This window comes from Streptomyces sp. NPDC029836 (genome assembly GCF_055574495.1).
On record NZ_JBVHZI010000011.1, the window covers coordinates 173,204 to 194,600 of the forward strand.

At 72.9% G+C, this 21,397-nt stretch carries 3 protein-coding genes; all 3 read right to left on the reverse strand.

Features of this window, described 5'->3' with window-relative positions:
* Positions 1-2: 2 nt before the first annotated feature.
* From ACZ4XJ_RS28170 to ACZ4XJ_RS28180, 3 genes are read right to left on the reverse strand one after another with little or no spacing between them, the layout of a single operon-like run.
* Positions 3-7,046 carry an amino acid adenylation domain-containing protein gene (locus ACZ4XJ_RS28170; protein ID WP_468497842.1) on the reverse strand — a complete coding sequence of 2,348 codons (7,044 nt, stop codon included), beginning with the start codon at positions 7,044-7,046 and terminating at the stop codon, positions 3-5.
* Positions 7,043-14,977, reverse strand: coding sequence for an amino acid adenylation domain-containing protein (locus ACZ4XJ_RS28175; protein WP_468497843.1), 7,935 nt, complete (start codon positions 14,975-14,977; stop codon positions 7,043-7,045). Before ACZ4XJ_RS28175 ends, ACZ4XJ_RS28170 begins: the two co-directional genes overlap by 4 nt.
* Positions 14,974-21,381: an amino acid adenylation domain-containing protein gene (locus tag ACZ4XJ_RS28180; RefSeq protein ID WP_468497844.1), complete on the reverse strand. Its 6,408-nt coding sequence runs from the start codon at positions 21,379-21,381 to the stop codon at positions 14,974-14,976. Before ACZ4XJ_RS28180 ends, ACZ4XJ_RS28175 begins: the two co-directional genes overlap by 4 nt.
* Positions 21,382-21,397: the final 16 nt, after the last annotated feature.

Below are 21,397 nucleotides of genomic sequence, written 5' to 3' on the forward strand. Positions count from 1 at the left end.
TGTCAACTCCTCTTTTCCCCGCGGATGCGGTCCGCGAGCCGCCGGCCGATCTGCGTGACCGGTTCGGGCCGTGTCATGTCTTCATGGGCACAGGCGATGTCGTGGACTTCGATCCGCCCGTCGACGTGGGGCTCCCACGAGGCGACCGACGGCGCGTCCTCGCCCCGGCCCTCGGTGGCGAAGAAGTACAGGACGTCGCCCCGGAAGCGGCCCAACCCCGAGGTGTCCGCCTGGAGCCGGCCGTTGTTGGCGGCGACCCGCTCGACGGCCGCCAGGTGCCGTTCCTGAAGGCCCGCGAACCCGTCGCCGCCGCCCCGCAGGGCCGCTGCCAGCTCGCGGCGGAACTCCTCGGCGTCGTGGTCGGCCTGCCGCGTGCCGCTCGCGTAGGCGTCGAGCATGGCCAGGAGGGCGACCTCGTGACCCTGTTCCTGGAGCCGGGTGGCGATGAGGTGGGCGACCACGCCGCCGAAGGACCAGCCGAGGAGGTGGTAGGGGCCGGACGGCTGGACGTCGAGGATCCGCGCGACGTAGTCCTCGGCCATCTCGGCCGAGGTGGCGGGGAGTTCGTCCTCGCCGGTCAGGCCGCGGGCCTGGAGCGCCCAGACGGGGCGGTCCGGCTCCAGCGCCGGGACGAGGCCGGAGTACACCCAGCCGATGCCCAGGCCCGGGTGGACGCAGAACAGCGGGGGCAGCGAGCCCTGCGGGCGCAGCGGCAACAGCACCTCCAGCGCGTCGTCGACGGTGTCGGTGCCGAGCCGCTCGGCGAGCCGGGCGACGGTGGGTGCCTCGAACATGCTGCGGACGGTGAGTTCGGCGCCGCAGGTCTCCCTGATCCGGCCCGCGAGCCGCATGATCAGCAGCGAGTGGCCTCCCAGGTGGAAGAAGTCGTCGTCGATGCCGACCCGCTCCAGGCCCAGTACCTCGGCGAAGAGCGCGCACAGCAGCTCCTCGCGCGGGGTGCGCGGGGCCCGGTCCGAGACCCCGGCCGCGAGGTCCGGGGCGGGCAGGGCCTTGCGGTCGAGCTTGCCGTTGGTGGTCACCGGCAGGGCGTCGAGGGCGAGGAAGGCGGCCGGCACCATGTGCTCGGGCAGCAGCTGCCCGAGGTGCGCGCGCAGCTCGTCGGCGCCCGGGGCCGCCGTCCCCGGCTCGGATACGACGTACGCGGCGAGCGCACGGTCGCCCGGGGTGTCTTCGCGGGCCACGACGGCGGCGTGGGCGATGTCGGGGTGGCGGTCGAGGGCGGCCTCGATCTCGCCGAGTTCGATGCGGAAGCCGCGGATCTTGACCTGGTCATCGGTACGACCCAGGTACTCCAACACCCCACCCGCGGCCCACCGCGCCAGGTCCCCGGTCCGGTACATGCGCGAGCCCGCCGGACCGTACGGATCCGCCACGAACCGCTCCCCCGTCAGCCCCGGCCGCCCCAGATAACCACGGGCCAACTGCACCCCCGCCAGGTACAACTCACCCGGCACGCCCGGGGCGACCGGGCGCAGGGCCGCGTCCAGGACGTACGTACGGGTGTTCCGGACCGGCCGGCCGATCGGTACCGGGCCGGCGTCGGGGGCGCATTCCCAGGCCGTGACGTCGACGGACGCCTCGGTGGGCCCGTACAGGTTGTAGAGCCCCACCCGGGGCAGCACGCGGAAGAACTGGTTCTGGAGCTCCTCGGGCAGTGCCTCGCCGCTGCACACGACCCGGCGCAGCACGGTGCACTGCGAAGCGGCGGGCTCCTGGACGAACACCTGCAACATGGACGGCACGAAATGCACGGTCGTGACCCGCTCCGCACGGATCAACGCCGCCAGATACACCGGATCCCGATGCCCCTCCGGACGCGCCACCACCAACGTCGCACCACTGACCAACGGCCAGAAGAACTCCCACACCGACACGTCGAACCCCGACGGCGTCTTCTGCAACACCCGATCATCCCCGGCCAACCCGAACCGGTCCTGCATCCACAGCAACCGGTTCACGATCCCCCGATGGGAAACCACCACCCCCTTGGGACGACCCGTCGACCCCGACGTGTAGATCACGTACGCCGGATGGTCGGCGGCAGGTTCCACGGCCCCGGCGGCCTCGGCGGGAACCGGTGCGGCCAGGTCCGCCCCGTCGACGAGCAGGTGGGGCACGGCCGGGTCGGCCGGGAGCCGGGGCGCGGTCGCCGCGGTCGTCAGCAGGAGGGTCGGGGCGGCGTCCGCGAGCATGAACGCGATGCGGTCGGCCGGGTGGTCGGGGTCCACCGGCAGGTAGGCCCCGCCCGCCTTGAGGACGGCCAGCAGCGAGACCACCAGCTCGACCGAGCGCGGCACGGCCAGCGCCACCACGCTCTCCGGTCCGACGCCGCGCCCGCGCAGGACGTGGGCGAGGCGGTCGGCGCGGGCGTGCAGCTCGGCGTAGGTCAGGGAGCTGCCCTCGAAGCGCAGGGCCTCGGCGTCCGGGGTGCGCGCCGCCTGCCCGGCCAGCAGCTCCGTCAGGGTGGTGTCGGGCACGGGCTCGGCCGTGGCGTTCCATCCGTGCAGAACCTGCTGCCGCTCGGCGGGCTCCAGCACGTCGGCCCGGCCGATCGGCTCGTCCGGACGGTCGGTGACCGCGGTGAGCAGTCGCACCAGCCGTTCCAGCAGGAGCTCGACGGTGGCCCGGTCGTAGAGGTCGGTGTTGTACTGCAGGACGCCGTCGATGCCGGCGGGCGATCCCGCGGCGTCGAACCGTTCGCCCAGGTGTCCTTCCAGGTCGAACTTGGCGACGTGGTTGTCCGCGGCGTGGGCGCTCGCGGTCAGCCCCGGCATCCGCAGTTCGGCCTGGGTGTTGTTGTGCACGGACAGCAGGACCTGGAAGAGGGGGTGCCGGGCCAGCGACCGGGTCGGGTTGAGCACCTCGACCAGCCGCTCGAACGGCATGTCCTGGTGGCCGTACGCGGCGAGGTCGGTCTCCCGCACCCGGGCCACCAGCTCGCGGAAGGTGGGGTCGCCGGAGGTGTCGGTGCGCAGGACCAGGGTGTTGACGAAGAACCCGACGAGGTCGTCAAGCGCGTCGTCGGTGCGGCCGGCCACGGGGGTGCCGATCGGGATGTCGCTGCCCGCGCCGAGCGCGCCGAACAGAGCGGCGAACCCGGCCTGGAGGACCATGAACATGCTGGCCCGGCCGTCGTGGGCGAGGCGCGCCAGGCGGGCGTGCAGCCGGGCGTCCAGGGAGAAGGTCACGCCCGCTCCGCTGTTGCCGAGGACCGCGGGGCGGGGCCGGTCGGTGGGCAGGTCCAGCTGCTCGGGCAGGCCGTCCAGGGTGCGGCGCCAGTAGTCGAGCTGCTGGGCGGCGACGCTGCGTGCGTCGTCCTCGTCGCCGAGGACCTCGCGCTGCCACAGCGCGTAGTCGGCGTACTGCACCGGCAGCGGGGTGAAGGCCGGTGCCCGGCCGGCGGTCCGGGCTTCGTAGGCGGTGGCCAGGTCGCGGGCGAACGGGGCCATCGACCAGCCGTCGGTGGCGATGTGGTGGATCACCAGGAGCATCACATGTTCCTGCGGAGCCACGGTGAACAGCTCGGCGCGCAGCGGGAGGTCCACGGCGAGGTCGAAGCCGCGGCCGGCCCGCGCGTCCAGCAGGGCGGGGAGCCGGTCCTCGGTGGTCGTGGTGAAGGCGAACGCGACGGGGGCGGCTGCGGCGGGCAGCACCTGCTGGCGGGGTTCGCCGTCGGGCGCGGGGAAGACCGTACGGAGGCTCTCGTGGCGGGCGACCACGTCGGCGAGGGCGGCGTCGAGGGCCGTGTGGTCGACGGTGCCCCGGAGCCGGACCGCGAGCGGGATGTTGTAGGTGGCGCCGGGGCCCTCCATCCGGCCCAGGAACCAGAGCCGGCGCTGGGCGAAGGACAGGGGCACGGTTTCGGGCCGGGTACCCGCGCGCAGCGGGGGCCGGGCCCCGCCCGCGGCGGCGACGCGTCGGCCGAGTTCGGCCGGGGTGGGTGCCTCGAACAGGGAACGGATGGCGAGTTCGACGCCGAGGTCGGAGCGGATCCTGCTGACCAGGCGGGTGGCGAGCAGCGAGTGGCCGCCGAGGGTGAAGAAGCTGTCGTCGACGCCGATGTGCTCGATCCCCAGGACTTCGGCGAAGAGCGCGACCAGCGCTTCCTCCTCGGGGGTCTCGGGGGCCCGTCCGGTGGTGGATCCGGACAGCTCGGGTGCGGGCAGCGCCTTGCGGTCCACTTTGCCGTTGGGGGTGAGCGGGAACTCGTCGAGGACGACGGTCGCGGCGGGGACCATGAACTCGGGCAGCGAGGCGGCGATGTGCGCGCGCAGCGTGTCCGGGTCGGCCGGCCGGTCCTCGGCGGCGATCACGTACGCCACGACGCGCTTGTCGCCCGGCTCGTCCTCGCGCACGATCACCGCGGCGTGGCGGACGCTGTCGTGGCCGGCGAGCACCGACTCGATCTCGCCGAGCTCGATCCGGAAGCCGCGGACCTTGACCTGGTGGTCGGCGCGGCCCGCGAACTCCAGGCGGCCGTCGGCGCGCCACCTCCCGAGGTCGCCGGAGCGGTAGAGGCGGGTTCCGGCCGCGCCGAAGGGGTTGGCGACGAACCGCTCCGCGGTCAGCCCGGGCCGCTTGAGGTAGCCGCGGGCGAGGCCCGTACCGGCGATGTACATCTCGCCGACGGCGCCGGGCGGGACCGGGCGCAGCCAGCGGTCCAGTACGTACACCTGCGAGTTCACGAAGGGGCTGCCGATCGGCGGGGTGCCGCCGACGCCGAGCGGGCCGCTCATGGTGGCGCCGACGGTGGTCTCGGTGGGGCCGTAGCCGTTGAGCAGTCGGCGGCCGGGCGCCCAGCGGGCGACGAGCTCGGGGGTGCAGGCGTCGCCGGTGGAGACGAGGGTGGCGCCGGCGAGCACGTCCTGTCCGGCGGGCAGTGAGGCGAGGGCCACCGGCGGCAGGGTGGCGTGGGTGACGCGGTGCCGGCGGACGAGGTCGGCCAGGGGGTCGCCGGGCAGCAGGTCGTCGGCGGGGCCGAGGACGAGGGCGGCGCCCGAGAGCAGGCCCATGGAGATGTCCCAGAAGCCGGCGTCGAAGCTGACCGAGGCGAACTGCAGCACCCGGCTGCCGGGGCCGGCCTGGACGGCGTCGGCCTGCGTCGCGACGAGGCTGGCGAGGCCGTGGTGCGGGACGACGACGCCCTTGGGGCGCCCCGTGGATCCCGAGGTGTAGATGATGTACATGGGGTGGGTGGTGGTCAGGGGTGCGACGCGGTCGGCGTCCGTGATGTCGGCGCTGTCGTACGCGCCGAGCGCGCGGGCGGTCTCCGGGGCGTCGAGCACCAGCTGCGGGGTGTCCCCGGCGGCGTCGCCGAGCAGCCGGGAGGTGGCCCCGATGGTGATCAGCAGGCTCGGCCGGGCGTCCTCCACCATGAACGCGAGGCGGTCGACCGGGTACTCGGGGTCGAGCGGGAGGTAGCCCGCGCCCGCCTTGAGCACGGCCCACAGGGCGATGATCAGTTCCACCGAGCGGGGCACGGACACGGCGACGAACTGTTCGGGTCCGACGCCCTCGTCGATCAGCCGGCGGGCCAGGCGGTTGGCGCGGGAGTCGAGTTCGGCGTACGTGAGGGTGGTGTCCCGGAAGAGCAGCGCGGGGGCGTCGGGCTGCTCGGTGACACGGGCGGCGAACAGCTCCGGGAGGGTCCGCGGGGTGATGTCGCGGGCGCTGTCGTTCCAGTCGCCGAGGATGCGCCGGCGCTCGGCCGGGGTGAGGACGTCGACGCGGCCGACGGGCTGCTCGGGGTCGGCGACGACGGCCGTCAGCAGGCGTACGAGCCGGTCGAGGACGGCCTTGGCGGCCTGCTCGTCGAACAGATCGGGGGCGTAGCACAGGCGCAGGTGCAGGTCGTCGCCCATCAGGCCGGCCGCCAGGTTGAGCGGGTAGTGCGCGCCGTCGCGGCCGTCGACACCGCTGAACCGGACTCCGTCGACGACGAGTTCCTCGGTGGTCGGGTCGACGGGGTAGTTCTGGTAGACGAGGGTGGTGTCGAACAGCTCCTGGTGGCCGGAGAGCTGCTGGACGTCGGTCAGCCGGACGTGCTGGTGTGCCAGCAGCTCCGACTGCTCGTCCTGGAGCCGGGTGAGGGCGGCCAGCAGCGTCTCCTGCGGCCGGAACCGGACGCGGACCGGGAGGGTGTTGATGAACAGGCCGACCATGGTGTCCACGCCGGGTATCTCCGGCGGGCGGCCCGAGACGATGGCGCCGAAGACGACGTCGTCGCGGCCGGTGAGGGTGGACAGCAGCAGGCCCCAGACGCCCTGGACGACGGTGTTGACGGTCAGCGAGCGGCTGCGGGCCAGGGCGAGCAGGCCGCTGGTGATCTCCACCGGCACCTCGTGCCGGAGCCAGCCTGGTCGCACCAGGCCGCGACCGCGGTCGACCGGGGAGACCAGGGTCGGCTCGTCGATGTCGGCCAGCGCCGACTGCCATGCCTCGCGGGCCGTGTCCGCGTCCTGGGCGGCGATCCAGGCGAGGTAGTCGCGGTACGGGGTGACCGGGCGCAGCACGACCGGGTCGCCCTTGCTCCCGTACAGCTCGAACAGCTCGCGCACCAGGACGGGCACCGACCAGCCGTCCATGAGGATGTGGTGCTTGGTCAGCATCAGCCGGAACCGGTCCGGGCCGAGGCGGAAGACGGTGAACCTCAGCAGCGGCGGGCGGGTCAGGTCGAAGCCGCGGGCCCGGTCCTCGTCCGCGTGCCGGGCGAGTTCGGCCTGTCGTTTGTCCTCGTCCAGGGCGCTGAGGTCGATCTGTTCCCAGGGCACGTTGACGCGGCTGTGGACCAGTTGGACGGGCTCGGTGGAGCTGTCGTGGCGGAATCCGACGCGCAGGTTGGCGTGCCGCTTCAGGAGCGAGCGCGCCGCGAGTCGCAGTGCGCGGCTGTCGAGCGGGCCCTCCAGGTCGAGGAGGAGTTGGTGGACGTAGAGGTCCGGCCCTTCCTCGTCGTACAGCGCCTGGAAGAGCATGCCTTCCTGCAGGGGTGACAGCGGAAGGACGTCCTCGATCGTGGACCTGCTCACTTGGCCATCTCCCATTCGTCGGTGAAGTCGTCCTCGTCCTCGTCGTCCCAGTCATCCGGGGCGACCGGCCCGATGCCCGAGGTGAAGGCGTCGAGCTCGTCCTGGCTGAGCCGGACCAGCGAGAGGTCCGACGGGGTGAGCCCACCGATGCCGGCGTGCGCGGCGTGCGCGGCCAGCGCCCGCACGGCGCGTGAGAAGCACGCGGTCAGTTCCTTGACGTCCTGTTCGCGCAGCAGGGTCTGCGGCCAGGACCAGACGAGCAGCAGGCGCGGCCCGTCGGGGTGGTCCTCGGTCATCGCGTTGACGGCGAGGGCGTGGGTCAGCGGGGTCTGCGGGTCGGGCCGGCCGCCTTCGAGGTCGGCGCCGCCGACCATGTCGGCGTCGGCGACCGGTGTCCAGGGCGCGCTCGCGCCGTTGCCGGCCGGGGCCGACCTGCCCAGGTAGTTGAAGCTGATCTGCGGTCCGGGCAGGTCCCGCAGGACTTCCCGGGTGTCGTGGTTGAGATGGCGCAGCAATCCGTGGCCGAGGCCGTGGTCGGGCAGGGCCCGCAGTTGTTCCTTGACCGCCTTGAGGGCTTCGCCGACGGCGTCCCCGCCGAGGTCGAGTTCGGCCGGGTCGCGCGGGCCGGGGTCGATCCGGACCGGGTGGAGGCTGGTGAACCAGCCGACGGTGCGGGAGAGGTCCACGCCTTCGATGACGTCCGCGCGGCCGTGTCCTTCGAGGTCGACCAGGACGGCGCTCTCGTCCTCCTCCCCCCTGCCCGCCCGCCAGTCGGCGACGGCGAGGGCGAGCGCGGTGAGCAGGACGTCGTTGACGCCGGCGTGGTAGGCGGCGGGCAGCGAGGTCAGCAGCGGGGCGACGTGCTCGGGCTCCTCGTTCGTGGTCAGGAACCGCATGGTGGCGAACACGTCCTGGCCCGGGTCGAGCGGACGATCGCCGAGCAGTGCGTCCGGTTCCTCCAGTACCGCCTCCCAGAGCGGGAGTTCGGCAACCCGTTCGGGCTTGTGGGCGAGTTCCACCAGGTGCTCGGCCCAGCGCCGGAACGAGGTGCCGGTCGGCTGGAGCGCCGGCTCGCGGCCCTCGGCGAGGGCGTCGCAGGTGGCCGCGAGGTCGGGGATCAGGACCTGCCAGGACACGTTGTCGACGACGAGGTGGTGGGCGACGAGGAGCAGCCGGCCGGGTGCGTCGGTTCCGGCGTCGAACCAGACGGCCTGGAGCATCACTCCGGTGTCGGGGTCGATGCGGCCCCAGGCGGCTTCGCTCTGCGCGGAGGTCAGGGTGCGCAGGGCGGGGGCGTCGAGTCCGGCGGCGTCCACCCGCAGTACCCGCCCGGTCGCGTCGACGGTGCCCCGCTCGGGCACCTCGAACCGCCAGCTGCCGGTGTCCCGGACCAGTCGGGCGCGCAGGGCGTCGTGGTGGTCGAGGAGGATCTGGAGGGCGGCGGTGAGCCGGTCCTCGGTCAGGCCGGCGGGTGCCTGGAGGAGCGTGGACTGGTTGAACCGGCCGATGGGTCCGCCGCGTTCGCGGAGCCAGTGCATGGTCGGGGTGAGCGGCACCTCGCCGATGCCGAGGTCGGGGCCTTCGCCGACGACCTGGTCCAGGCGGCCGGAGGCGGCCGCGAGGGCGGCGACGTTCTTGTGCTCGAACACCTGTCGCGGGGTGATGACCAGTCCGGCTCGGCGGGCCCGGCTGACGAGCTGGATGGACATGATGCTGTCGCCACCGAGGTCGAAGAAACTGTCGTCGATCCCGACGGAGGACAGACCGAGGAGTTCCTTGAAGATGGCCCCGAGGGCCTCCTCCCGGTCCGTACGGGCCTGACGGCCACCGGAGGTGGACACCGACAGATCGGGGGCCGGCAACGCCTTGCGGTCCAGCTTCCCGTTCGGCGTCTGCGCGAACTCCGCCAGCACCACGATCGCCGCCGGAACCATGTAATCGGGCAACGCCTCGGCGACGTACGCGCGCAACTCCGCCGGATCGACGTCCTGCCCGCCGCGCGGAACGACGTATCCGACGAGCTGTTTCACCCCCGGAACGTCCTCACGGACCATCAGAGCGACCTGACCGACACTCCCGTGCCGCGCCAACCGGGCCTCGACCTCGCCGAGCTCGATACGGAACCCGCGGATCTTCACCTGGTCGTCGGCCCGCGCCACGTACTCCAACTGCCCGTCCGCCCCCCACCGCACCAGGTCACCGGTCCGGTACATCCGCTCCCCGACCGCACCGAACGGAGCCGCCACGAACCGCTCCGCGGTCAACCCCGGACGACCGAGATAACCGCGGGCCAGGCTCGCGCCGGCGAGGTACAGCTCGCCGATGACACCGGGCGGTACCGGTCGCAGGCGGGCGTCGAGGACGTAGAGCCGGCTGTTGATGACCGGGCTGCCGATCGGCACCACCGTGTCCGCCGCGGTGAGCGCACGGCTCATGGACGCGCAGACGGTGGTTTCGGTGGGACCGTACGCGTTGAACAGATCACGACCGACGGACCAACGGGCCACCACCTCACCCGACAACGCCTCACCCGCCGACACCAACGTCCCACCCGACAACAGATCCCCACCCGCGTCCATCGCCGCCAACACCACCGGCGGCAACGTCGCATGCGTCACCCGATGCGACCGCAACGTCCCCGCCAACGGCTCACCCGGCAACAACCCATCCGCACCCGCCACCACCAACGCACCACCGGACAACAACCCCATGCACAACTCCCAGAACGCCGCGTCAAAACTCGGCGAAGCGAACTGCAACACCCGACTACCCGCACCCACACCGAACCGCTCCACCTGCGTGGCCAACAAACTCGCCACACCCCGATGCGTCACCACCACACCCTTGGGACGACCCGTCGAACCCGACGTGTAAATCACGTACGCCGGATGACCCGACCCCAGGCCGACCACCGGACCCGACGAACCCGCCGGACCCGACAGACCCCTCGGATCCACACCGTCCGCCCCATCCCGAGCCTCGAGAGCCTCCAGGAGCACCACCTCGGTGCCCGCCGGCACACTCCCCACCGTCAACGCCGACGCCAACACCAACGCCGGACGCGCATCACCCAACATGTAGGCGATCCGATCCACCGGATAGGCCGGATCCACCGGCAGATACGCACCACCGGCCTTCCACACCGCCAACACCGACACCACCAACTCCACCGACGAACGCGGCAGAGCCAACGCCACCAACGACTCCGGCCCCACCCCCAACCCCACCAAACGCCGCGCCAACCGCGCCGCCCGCACATCGAGGTCGACCGCCGTGACCGTTCCCGCGTCGAAGACCAGCGCGGGGTCCTGCGGAGCGGCGGCGACGCGCCGGTCCCACAGCTCGGGCACGGTGAGCGGGTCCACCGGGCGGGCCGACCCGTTCCAGTCGGTCAGCACGCGGCGGCGCTCCTCGGCGCCCAGGACGTCGATGGCGCCGACCGGGGTCTCCGGGGCGGCGACGACGGCGGTCAGCAGGCGCAGCAGCCGGGCGACCAGCCGCTCGATGGTGGCGTGGTCGAACAGGTCGCTGCTGTACTCGACCAGGGCGTCCATGCCGCCCGCCGGCCGCTCGGTGAATTCGAGGCCCAGGTCGAACTTGGCGGCGCCCGTCCCGACGGGCATCGGTACGGAGTCCAGTCCGGGCAGTCCCGTCTCGGCGGTCGCGGTGTTCTGCAGGACGAGCATCACCTGGAAGAGCGGGTGACGGGCCCGGGAACGATCAGGAGCCACCGCGTCCACGACCCGCTCGAACGGAACGTCCTGATGCGCGTACGCCGCCAAATCGCCCTCACGCACCCGCGACAACAACTCCCGGAACGACGGATCACCCGACACATCCGTACGCAACACCAGCGTGTTCACGAAGAACCCCACCAGCTCGTCCAACGCCTCGTCCTGACGCCCCGCGATCGCACCACCGATCGGAACGTCCTCCCCCGCACCCAACCGGGTGAGGAGGGCGGCGAGTCCCGCCTGGAGGACCATGAAGAGGGTGGCCCGGGACGCGCGCGCCAGGGCCACGAGGCCGTGGTGGAGCTCGGGTTCGACGGTGAAGGTGAGCATGCCCCCGCGGTGACTGGCGACGGCGGGCCGGGGCCGGTCGGTGGGCAGCTCCAACAGGTCCGGGGCCCCCGCCAGCGTCTTCGTCCAGAACCGTAGCTGGTGGGCGGCCAGGCCCTGCGGGTCGGTGTCGGAGCCCAGCAGGTCGCGCTGCCACAGGCTGTAGTCCGCGTACTGCACCGGCAGCGGGCGCAGGTCGGGAGCGGCCCCTTCGACGCGGGCCGCGTAGGCGGCGGCGAGATCCTGACCAAGAGGAGCCAGTGACCAGCCGTCCGCAGCGATGTGGTGGACCGTCAGCAGCAACACCTGCTCCTCGGAACCCAGCACGAACACCTCGGCACGCAGCGGCAACTCGGCCGCCAGATCGAACCCACGCGCCGCCGAAGCGACGAGCGCCGCGTCCAACCCGTCCTCCGACACCTCCACCACGGCCAACCCCGGACGGGCCACCGCCGCATCGAGGACGTCCTGGTAGGGGATGCCCGCCTCTTCGGGGAAGAGGGTGCGCAGGCTCTCGTGCCGGGCGACCACGTCGCCCAGTGCGGCCCGGAGCGCGTCGTGGTCCAGGGTGCCCCGCAGCCGCAGCGCGAGGGGGACGTTGTAGGTGGCGCCCGGGCCTTCGAGCCGGTCGAGGAACCACAGGCGGCGCTGGGCGTACGACAGCGGTACCCGTTCGGGGCGGACGGCCGGCAGCAGGGGCGGCCGGGCCTCGCCGGCGTCGCCGATCCGCTCGGCGAGCGCGGTCGGGGTCGGGGCCTCGAACAGGGTACGGATGGCCAGTTCCACGCCCAGGGCGCCGCGGATGCGGCTGACCAGGCGGGTGGCGAGCAGCGAGTGTCCGCCGAGGTCGAAGAAGTGGTCGTCGGCGAAGACCTCCCGGACGCCCAGCACTTCGGCGAACAGTCCGCAGAGGATCTCCTCCTGCGGGGTGCGCGGGGCCCGCCCGCGGGTGTCGCCGGGGCCGGTCTCCGGGGCGGGCAGCGCCTTGCGGTCGAGCTTGCCGTTGGGGGTCAGCGGCAGGGCGTCGAGGGCGACGAAGGCGGCCGGGACCATGTAGTCGGGCAGGTCGCGGCCCGCGTGGGTGCGCAGCTGCGCCACGTCGATCCGCTCGCCGGCGGCCGGCACCAGGTAGGCGGCCAGCCGCAGGTCGCCCGGCTGGTCCTCGCGGACGACGACGGCGACCTGGGCGACCGTCGGATGGGCGGCGAGCCGGGCCTCGATCTCGCCGGGCTCGATCCGGAAGCCGCGGATCTTGACCTGGTCGTCGGCGCGGCCGACGAACTCGAGGGCGCCGTCCCCGGTGCGGCGGGCGACGTCACCGGTGCGGTACATGCGGGCGCCGGGGGCGCCGAACGGGTCGGCGACGAAACGGCTCGCGGTCAGGTCGGGGCGGCCCCGGTAGCCGCGGGCCAGGCCCGCGCCGCCGACGTACATCTCGCCCGCGACGCCGGGCGCGGTGGGCCGCAAGCCGCCGTCGAGGACGTGGATCCGCAGGTCCGGGATGGCCACGCCGATCATGCTGCCGGGTCCGGCGGCGGCGCTCGGCGCGTCCAGGGCGAGGTGGCTGACGTGCACCGTGGTCTCGGTGATGCCGTACATGTTGACCAGGACCGGAGCCCGATCGTCGTGGCGGGCGTACCAGTCGGCGAGCCGCCACAGGTCGAGTGCCTCGCCGCCGAAGACGACGTACCTCAGGGCCAGCCGGTCACCGACGGTCGGGTTCTCCCGATCGGCCTGCATCAGCTGGTGGAAGGCGGACGGGGTCTGGTTCAGGACGGTCACCCGCTCGTCCGCGAGCAGCCGCAGGAACTCCTCGGGGGAGCGGCTCACGGCGTGCGGGACGACGACGAGCCGGCCTCCGTGCAGCAGCGGCCCCCACAGTTCCCACACGGAGAAGTCGAAGGCGTAGCTGTGGAAGAGGGTCCACACGTCGTCGGGTCCGAAGTGGAACCAGTGGTCGGTGGCGCCGAAGAGGCGGACGACGTTCTGGTGCGGGACGACGACGCCCTTGGGCCGGCCGGTGGAGCCGGAGGTGTAGATGACGTACGCCGGGTGCTGGGGGTGCAGCGCGCTCACGGGGGCGGTGGCGGGTTCGGCGGCGAGCGCCGTGCGGACGGCCGGGTCGTCGAGCCGCAGCCGGTCGATGTCCGCGCCGAGCCCCTCGGGCAGTCCCGAGTCGGAGCGGGTCACCAGCAGGGTGGGACGGGAGTCGTCCAGCATGTGGGCGAGCCGGTCCGCCGGGTAGTCCGGGTCCAACGGTACGTAGGCGGCGCCGGACTTGAGGGTGGCGAGCACGGCGACGACGAGGTCCGCGGAGCGGGGCAGGGCGAGCGCGACGAACCGCTCGGGTCCGGCGCCGTGCCGGACGAGCAGCCGGGCCAGCCGGTTGGCGCGGGCGTCGAGTTCGGCGTACGTGAGCTGTTCGCCCTCGCAGGTCAGGGCGATCCGGTCCGGGGTGCGGGCGGTCCGGGCGGCGAACAGGGCCGGGATGGTGTCCTCGGCGGTCTCGGTCCCCGGGCCGTGCCCTTCGGCCAGTGCCCGGTGCTCTTCGGGCCCGAGGACGTCGATCCGGCCGGCGGGCCGGGTGGGGTCCTCGGCGAACGCCTCGAAGATCCGCACCAGGCGGTCGCCGATGACGCGTACGGCGTTGGTGTCGAACAGGTCGGGGCGGTGGTCCAGGCGCATCCGCAGCCGGCCGTCGACCACATCGGCGATGACGCCGAGGGCGTAGTGGGTGGCGTCGGTGGCGTGCAGGCCGGTGAGGGTCAGGCCGCTGCCTTCCGGCTGGAGCGCGTCGGTGTCCAGCGGGTAGTTCTCGAAGACCGCGATGGTGTCGAACAGGGGGCCGACCCCGGCGATGCGCTGGACGTCGGTGAGGCCCAGGTGCTGGTGCGCCATCAGGCGGGCCTGGCGTGCCTGGAGCCGGCCGAGGGCGTCGGCGAACGGTTCGGCGGCCGGGAGTTCGATGCGGACGGGCAGGGTGTTGATGAAGAGACCGACCATGGTCTCGATGCCTGGTATTTCCGGGGGGCGGCCGGAGACGGTCGCGCCGAAGACGATGTCGTCGCGGCCGGTCAGCTTGGCGAGGAGCAGCGCCCACGCGCCCTGGAGCACGGTGTTGAGGGTCAGCCCGTGCCGGCGGGCCTCTTCGCGCAGCCGTGTGGTGAGCTCCGCGGTCAGTTCCACGGTGAACGCCTGCGGCTGGACGCCGGCCGGCGGGGCGTCGGCGGGGGCGAGCAGGGAGGGCCCGTCGAGTCCGGCCAGCGCCTCGGCCCAGGCGGCTTCGGCGGCGGCCTGGTCCTGGCCGTCCAGCCAGGCGAGGTACTGGCGGTAGGGGGTGACCCGCGGCAGGGCGCTGTCGTCGCCCCGGGAGGCGTACAGGTGGAACAGCTCGCGGACCAGGACCGGCATGGACCAGCCGTCCATGAGGATGTGGTGCTTGGTGAGGACGAACCGGTGCTGCTGGTCGCCGAGCCGGTACAGGGCCGCGCGCAGCAGCGGCGGCCGGGTGAGGTCGAAGCGCTCGGCGCGGTCGGCGGCCAGCAGCCGGTCGAGTTCGGTCCGCCGACGGTCAGGGTCGGTCTCGGCCGTCAGGTCGGTCTCCCGCCAGGGGACGTCGACCTCGTGCGGCACGATCTGGACGGTGCGGCTGAGTCCTTCGTAGCGGAACGCGGAGCGCAGGTTGGGGTGGCGGCGCAGCAGGGCGTCGGTGGCCTCCCGCAGGGCTGCCGCGTCCAGCGGGCCGTCCAGGTCGAACATCAGCTGGACGGTGTACACGTCGGCGGCGTTCTCGTCGTACAGGGCGTGGAAGAGCAGGCCTTCCTGCAGCGGTGAGAGCGGCAGTACGTCGGCGAGTCCCGGCTTCGTCATGAGGAGGTTCTCCAGTCGGCTTCCAGCAGGTCGATCTCGGCCTGGGACAGAGAGACGAGGGTCAGATCGGAGGGGGTGTGCCCGCCGGCCTCGGGTGCCCGGGCGTGGTCGGCCAGTACGGCGAGGGCGCGGAAGAAGGTGTCGGCGAGGTCTTCGACCTCGGGGCCGGTGAACAGTTCCGCGGCGAAGGACCAGGTGGCCAGCAGGCGGGGCCCTTCGGGGTGGTCCTGGGTGAGGGCGTTGAGTTCCAGCTCGTGGGTCAGCGGCATCGTCGGGTCGGATCCGCCGCCGAGCAGCTCGGCCTCGGGGGCCGCGGTCCACGGCTCGCCGCGCTGCGCGGCGGCCGGGAAGCGACCCAGGTAGTTGAAGCCGAGCTGGGGCGCGGGGGTCTCCGGGAGCCGGGCCTCGGGTGCGAGGTGGCGCAGCATCCCGTATCCGATGCCGCTGTCCGGTAGGGCGCGCAGCTGTTCCTTGATGTGCTTCAGGCTCCGGCCGACGGCGGGGCCGCCGGACCAGAAGCCGTCGCGGCGGGCCGGGCCGGTGTCCAGGCGCACCGGGTAGAGGCTGGTGAACCAGCCGACGGTGCGCGAGAGGTCGGCGCCGTCGACCACGTCCTCCCGGCCGTGCCCCTCCAGGTCCACGAGGACCCCCGCGTCGTTGCCCTTGGCGCGGCGGGCGCGCCAGTCGGCGACGGCGAACGCGAAGGCGGTGAGCAGGACGTCGTTGACGCCGGCGTGGAAGGCGGCGGGAACCTCGGACAGCAGCGCGGCGGTGTGGTCCGCGGTCAGGGTGCGTACGACGGTCCGCTCGGTGGCGAAGACGTCGCGGGCGGGGTCGAGCCGGCCGCGGCCGAGTACCGGATCGTTTCCGGTCAACTGGAGCTGCCACAGCGGCAGTTCCTCCAGCCGTTGCGGTGCGACGGCTGTCAGCGCCCGCGACCAGGCCCGCAGGGGGGTCGGGACCGGCGCCGGGGCGGGCTCGGCGCCCTTGGCGAGTGCCTCGCAGGCGGCCGCGAGGTCCGGCACCAGGATGCGCCAGGAGACCCCGTCGACGACGAGGTGGTGGACGACGAGCAGGAGCCGGCCGGGTGCGTCGGTTCCGGCGTCGAACCAGACGGCCTGGAGCATCACTCCGGCGTCCGGGGCGAGCCGCCCGGCCGCGGTGTCGCTCTCCGCGGCCACGGTGGCGCGCAGCGCCCCGCCCGTGCCGTCGATGTCCGCGACGGGCACCCGGCGCAGCAGCGGGCCGGCGGCCACCGCGCCGGGCTCCGGGACGTGCAGCGCCCAGTCGTCCTCCCGGACCAGGCGGGCGCGCAGGGCGTCGTGGTGGTCCAGCAGGGTCTGGAGGGCGGCGGTGAGCCGGTCCTCGGTCAGGCCGGCCGGGGTGTGCAGGAGCATGGACTGGTGGAACCGGCCGATGGGTCCGCCGTGTTCGCGGAGCCAGTGAACGATGGGGGTGGCCGGGATCCGGCCGGTGCCGCTGTCCGTGACGGGTGCGGGGGAGGCGTCGGCGGTGCCCGCCACGAGGGCGAGCGCGGCGATGTTCTTGTGCTCGAAGACCTCCCCGGGGGTGATGACCAGTCCGGCTCGGCGGGCCCGGCTGACGAGCTGGATGGACATGATGCTGTCGCCACCGAGGTCGAAGAAACTGTCGTCGATCCCGACGGAGGACAGACCGAGGAGTTCCTTGAAGATGGCCCCGAGGGCCTCCTCCCGGTCCGTACGGGCCTGACGGCCACCGGAGGTGGACACCGACAGATCGGGGGCCGGTAGTGCTTTGCGGTCCAGCTTCCCGTTCGGCGTCTGCGCGAACTCCGCCAGCACCACGATCGCCGCCGGAACCATGTAATCGGGCAACGCCTCGGCGACGTACGCGCGCAACTCCGCCGGATCGACGTCCTGCCCGCCGCGCGGAACGACGTATCCGACGAGCTGTTTCACCCCCGGAACGTCCTCACGGACCATCAGAGCGACCTGACCGACACTCCCGTGCCGCGCCAACCGCGCCTCGACCTCGCCGAGCTCGATACGGAACCCGCGGATCTTCACCTGGTCGTCGGCCCGCGCCACGTACTCCAACTGCCCGTCCGCCCGCCACCGCACCAGGTCACCGGTCCGGTACATCCGCTCCCCGACCGCACCGAACGGAGCCGCCACGAACCGCTCCGCGGTCAACCCCGGACGACCGAGATAACCGCGGGCGACGGGGCCCGTTACGTAGAGCTCGCCGATGACACCGGGCGGGACGGGTCGCAGGCGGGCGTCGAGGACGTACAGCCCGCTGTTGACGACGGGCCGGCCGATCGGCGGGACGACCGGGTCGCGCAGAGGCCCTCCGATGGACGCGCAGACGGTGGTTTCGGTGGGACCGTACGCGTTGAACAGATCACGACCGACGGACCAACGGGCCACCACCTCACCCGACAACGCCTCACCCGCCGACACCAACGTCCCACCCGACAACAGATCCCCACCCGCGTCCATCGCCGCCAACACCACCGGCGGCAACGTCGCATGCGTCACCCGATACGACCGCAACGTCCCCGCCAACGGCTCACCCGGCAACAACCCATCCGCACCCGCCACCACCAACGCACCACCGGACAACAACCCCATGCACAACTCCCAGAACGCCGCGTCAAAACTCGGCGAAGCGAACTGCAACACCCGACTACCCGCACCCACACCGAACCGCTCCACCTGCGTGGCCAACAAACTCGCCACACCCCGATGCGTCACCACCACACCCTTGGGACGACCCGTCGAACCCGACGTGTAAATCACGTACGCCGGATGACCCGACCCCAGGCCGACCACCGGACCCGACGAACCCGCCGGACCCGACAGACCCCTCGGATCCACACCATCCGCCCCATCCCGAGCCTCGAGAGCCTCCAGGAGCACCACCTCGGTGCCCGCCGGCACACTCCCCACCGTCAACGCCGACGCCAACACCAACGCCGGACGCGCATCACCCAACATGTAGGCGATCCGATCCACCGGATAGGCCGGATCCACCGGCAGATACGCACCACCGGCCTTCCACACCGCCAACACCGACACCACCAACTCCACCGACGAACGCGGCAGAGCCAACGCCACCAACGACTCCGGCCCCACCCCCAACCCCACCAAACGCCGCGCCAACCGCGCCGCCCGCACATCGAGGTCGACCGCCGTGACCGTTCCCGCGTCGGAAACCAGCGCGGGGTCCTGCGGAGCGGCGGCGACGCGTCGGTCCCACAGCTCGGGCACGGTCAGGTCCTCGACCCCGCTCGGGTGGGTGCCCCACTCCCCCAGGACCCGCTGTCGTTCGCCGGCGTCCAGGACGTCGAACGAGCCGATGGGTGCCTCGGGGTCCGCGGTCAGCGCGTCGAGCAGCCGGACCAGGCGGTCGGTGAGCCCGGCGACGGTGGTCTCGTCGAACAGGTCCGTGCTGTACTCCACCAGGCCCTCGAAGGCACCGGTGACGTGCTCGGTCACCTCGAAGGCGAGGTCGAACTTGGCGGCGCCCGTCCGCACCCGGCGCATCCGGGTGTCCAGGCCGGGCAGCCGCAGGTCGGCCGCCTCCGTGTTCTGCAGGACGAGCATCACCTGGAAGAGCGGGTGACGGGCCCGGGAACGATCAGGAGCCACCGCGTCCACGACCCGCTCGAACGGAACGTCCTGATGCGCGTACGCCGCCAAATCGCCCTCACGCACCCGCGACAACAACTCCCGGAACGACGGATCACCCGACACATCCGTACGCAACACCAGCGTGTTCACGAAGAACCCCACCAGCTCGTCCAACGCCTCGTCCTGACGCCCCGCGATCGCACCACCGATCGGAACGTCCTCCCCCGCACCCAACCGGGAGAGCAGCACGGCGAGCGAGGCCTGGAGGACCATGAACGGCGTGGAGCGGGTCTCCTGGGCGAGGGCCCGGATCCGCAGGCCGAGGTCACCGGGGACGGTGAAGGGGTGGCCGGCGCCCCGGTGCCCGGCGACGGCGGGCCGGGGCCGGTCGGTGGGCAACTCCAGCAGGTCCGGGGCCCCCGCCAGCGTCTTCGTCCAGTACCGCAGTTGGCGGTTGATCAGGGACTCCGGGTCGTCCTCGGAACCGAGCAGCTCCTGTTGCCACAGGCTGTGGTCCGCGTACTGGACCGGCAGCGGGCGCAGGTCGGGAGCGGCCCCTTCGACGCGGGCCGCGTAGGCGGCGGCGAGATCCTGACCAAGAGGAGCCAGTGACCAGCCGTCCGAGGCGATGTGGTGGACCGTCAGCAGCAACACCTGCTCCTCGGAACCCAGCACGAACACCTCGGCACGCAGCGGCAACTCGGCCGCCAGATCGAACCCACGCGCCGCCGAAGCGACGAGCGCCGCGTCCAACCCGTCCTCCGACACCTCCACCACGGCCAACCCCGGACGGGCCACCGCCGGATCGAGGATCTGCTGGCGGGGCACTCCGTCCGTCTCCGGGAAGAGGGTGCGCAGGCTCTCGTGCCGGGCGACGACGTCGCCCAGTGCGGCCCGGAGCGCGTCGTGGTCCAGGGGCCCGGTCAGGTGGAGGGCGTAGGGCAGGTTGTAGGTGGCCGCGCCGCCCTCCAGGCGGTCCAGGAACCACAGCCGGCGTTGCGCGTACGACAGCGGCAGGGTCTCGGGCCGGGCCACGGGTCGTACGGCGGGCCGGGCGGCCCCCGCGCTGCGGAGCAGCGGGGCGAGCGCGGCGACGGTGGGGGCCTCGAAGACGGCGCGGACGGGCAGCTCCACGCCGAAGACGGAGCGGACCCTGCTGACCAGGCGGGTGGCGAGCAGCGAGTGCCCACCGAAGTGGAAGAAGTCGTCGTCGATGCCGACTCCGGGCAGCGCGAGCACCTCGGCGAACAGGGTGGCGAGCCGCTCCTCGTCGGGGGTGCGCGGGCTTCGCCCGGACGTGGCGGACGCGAAGTCGGGGGCGGGGAGCGCGTTGCGGTCCAGCTTGCCGTTGGGGGTGAGCGGGAACCGGTCGAGGACGACGTACGCGGCCGGGACCATGTGGTCGGGGAGGCTCTCGGCGGCCAGGGCGCGCAGGGCGGCGGTTTCGGGGGCCGGTCCGCCGGCGACGGGGACGGTGTAGGCGGCGAGGAATTTGCTGCCGGGGCGGTCCTCGCGGGCGACGACGGCGACCTGGGCGACCGTCGGATGGGCGGCGAGCCGGGCCTCGATCTCGCCGAGTTCGATGCGGAAGCCGCGGATCTTGACCTGGTGGTCGCTGCGGCCGAGGTAGTCGACGCCGCCGGCGGCGTTCCATCGGGCGAGGTCGCCGGTGCGGTACATGCGGGCCCCGGGAGGACCGTACGGGTCGGCCGTGAACCGCTCGGCGGTCAGGGCTGGTCGCATCCAGTAGCCGCGGGCCAGGCCCTCGCCGCCGATGTACAGCTCGCCCTCGTCGGCTGGTCGCAGGTGCTCGTCGAGCACGCGCAGGGTGGTGTTCCAGATGGGGCCTCCGATGCCGGGCAGGTCGCGGGCGCCCTCGACGTCGAGGGTGGTGGACCAGACGGTGGTCTCGGTCGGCCCGTACATGTTGGTGGTGCGCGCGCCGAGGGCGCTCATCGCGTCGGCCAGTGCCGGGGGCAGCGCCTCGCCGCCGACCAGCATCCGCAGGCCGCGCAGGGCCTCGGGGGCTTCGGTGGTCAGGGCGTGGAACAGTGACGGTGTGGCCTGCAGGACGGTGGCGCCGCTGTCCGCGGCGAGTGCGGCGAGCCGGACCGGGTCGAGGACGCTCTCGCGGGGGGCGATGACCACGGCGGCGCCGGCGAGCAGCGGCAGGTACATCTCCACGACGGCGATGTCGAAGGCGATGGTGGTGACCGCGAGCAGCCGGTCGTCGGCCGTCATGGGGAAGCGGTCGGCCATGTAAGACAGGAAGTTCAGCAGGTTGCGGCGGGTGATCAGCACGCCCTTGGGGCGGCCGGTGGAGCCGGAGGTGTAGATGGCGTACGCGGGGTGGGCCGGGTGGAGGGGGGCGGTCCGGTCGGCGTCGGTGAGGTCGGTGCCGGAGCGGCCGGCGGCGGCGGCCTCGGCCTCGGCGAGGGCGGCGGCGTCCAGGAACAGGGCGGGCCGGGCGTCCTCGAGGATGTAGTTGACGCGGTCGGCGGGGTAGTCGGGGTCGAGCGGCACGTAGCCCGCGCCGGACTTCAGTACGGCGAGCAGGGCGACGGGCAGTTCCAGGGAGCGCGGCAGGGCGAGGGCGACCAGGCTCTCGGGGCCGGCGCCGCGTGCCACGAGCTCGCGGGCGAGCCGGTTGGCGCGGGCGTTGAGCCCGGCGTGGTCCAGGCGTCGGCCCTCGAAGAGCAGGGCCGTGGCGTGCGGGGTGCGGGCGGCCCGGGCCTCGATCAGCGCGGTGGGGTCGGCGTCCGGCAGGGCGCGCTCGGTGTCGTTCATCGTGGTAACCACCCTT

Bases quoted from the DNA above. Each gene is read 5' to 3' on its own strand.
- ACZ4XJ_RS28180 (WP_468497844.1), bottom strand. From the start codon at position 21,381: ATGAACGACACCGAGCGCGCCCTGCCGGACGCCGACCCCACCGCGCTG.
- ACZ4XJ_RS28175 (WP_468497843.1), bottom strand. From the start codon at position 14,977: ATGACGAAGCCGGGACTCGCCGACGTACTGCCGCTCTCACCGCTGCAG.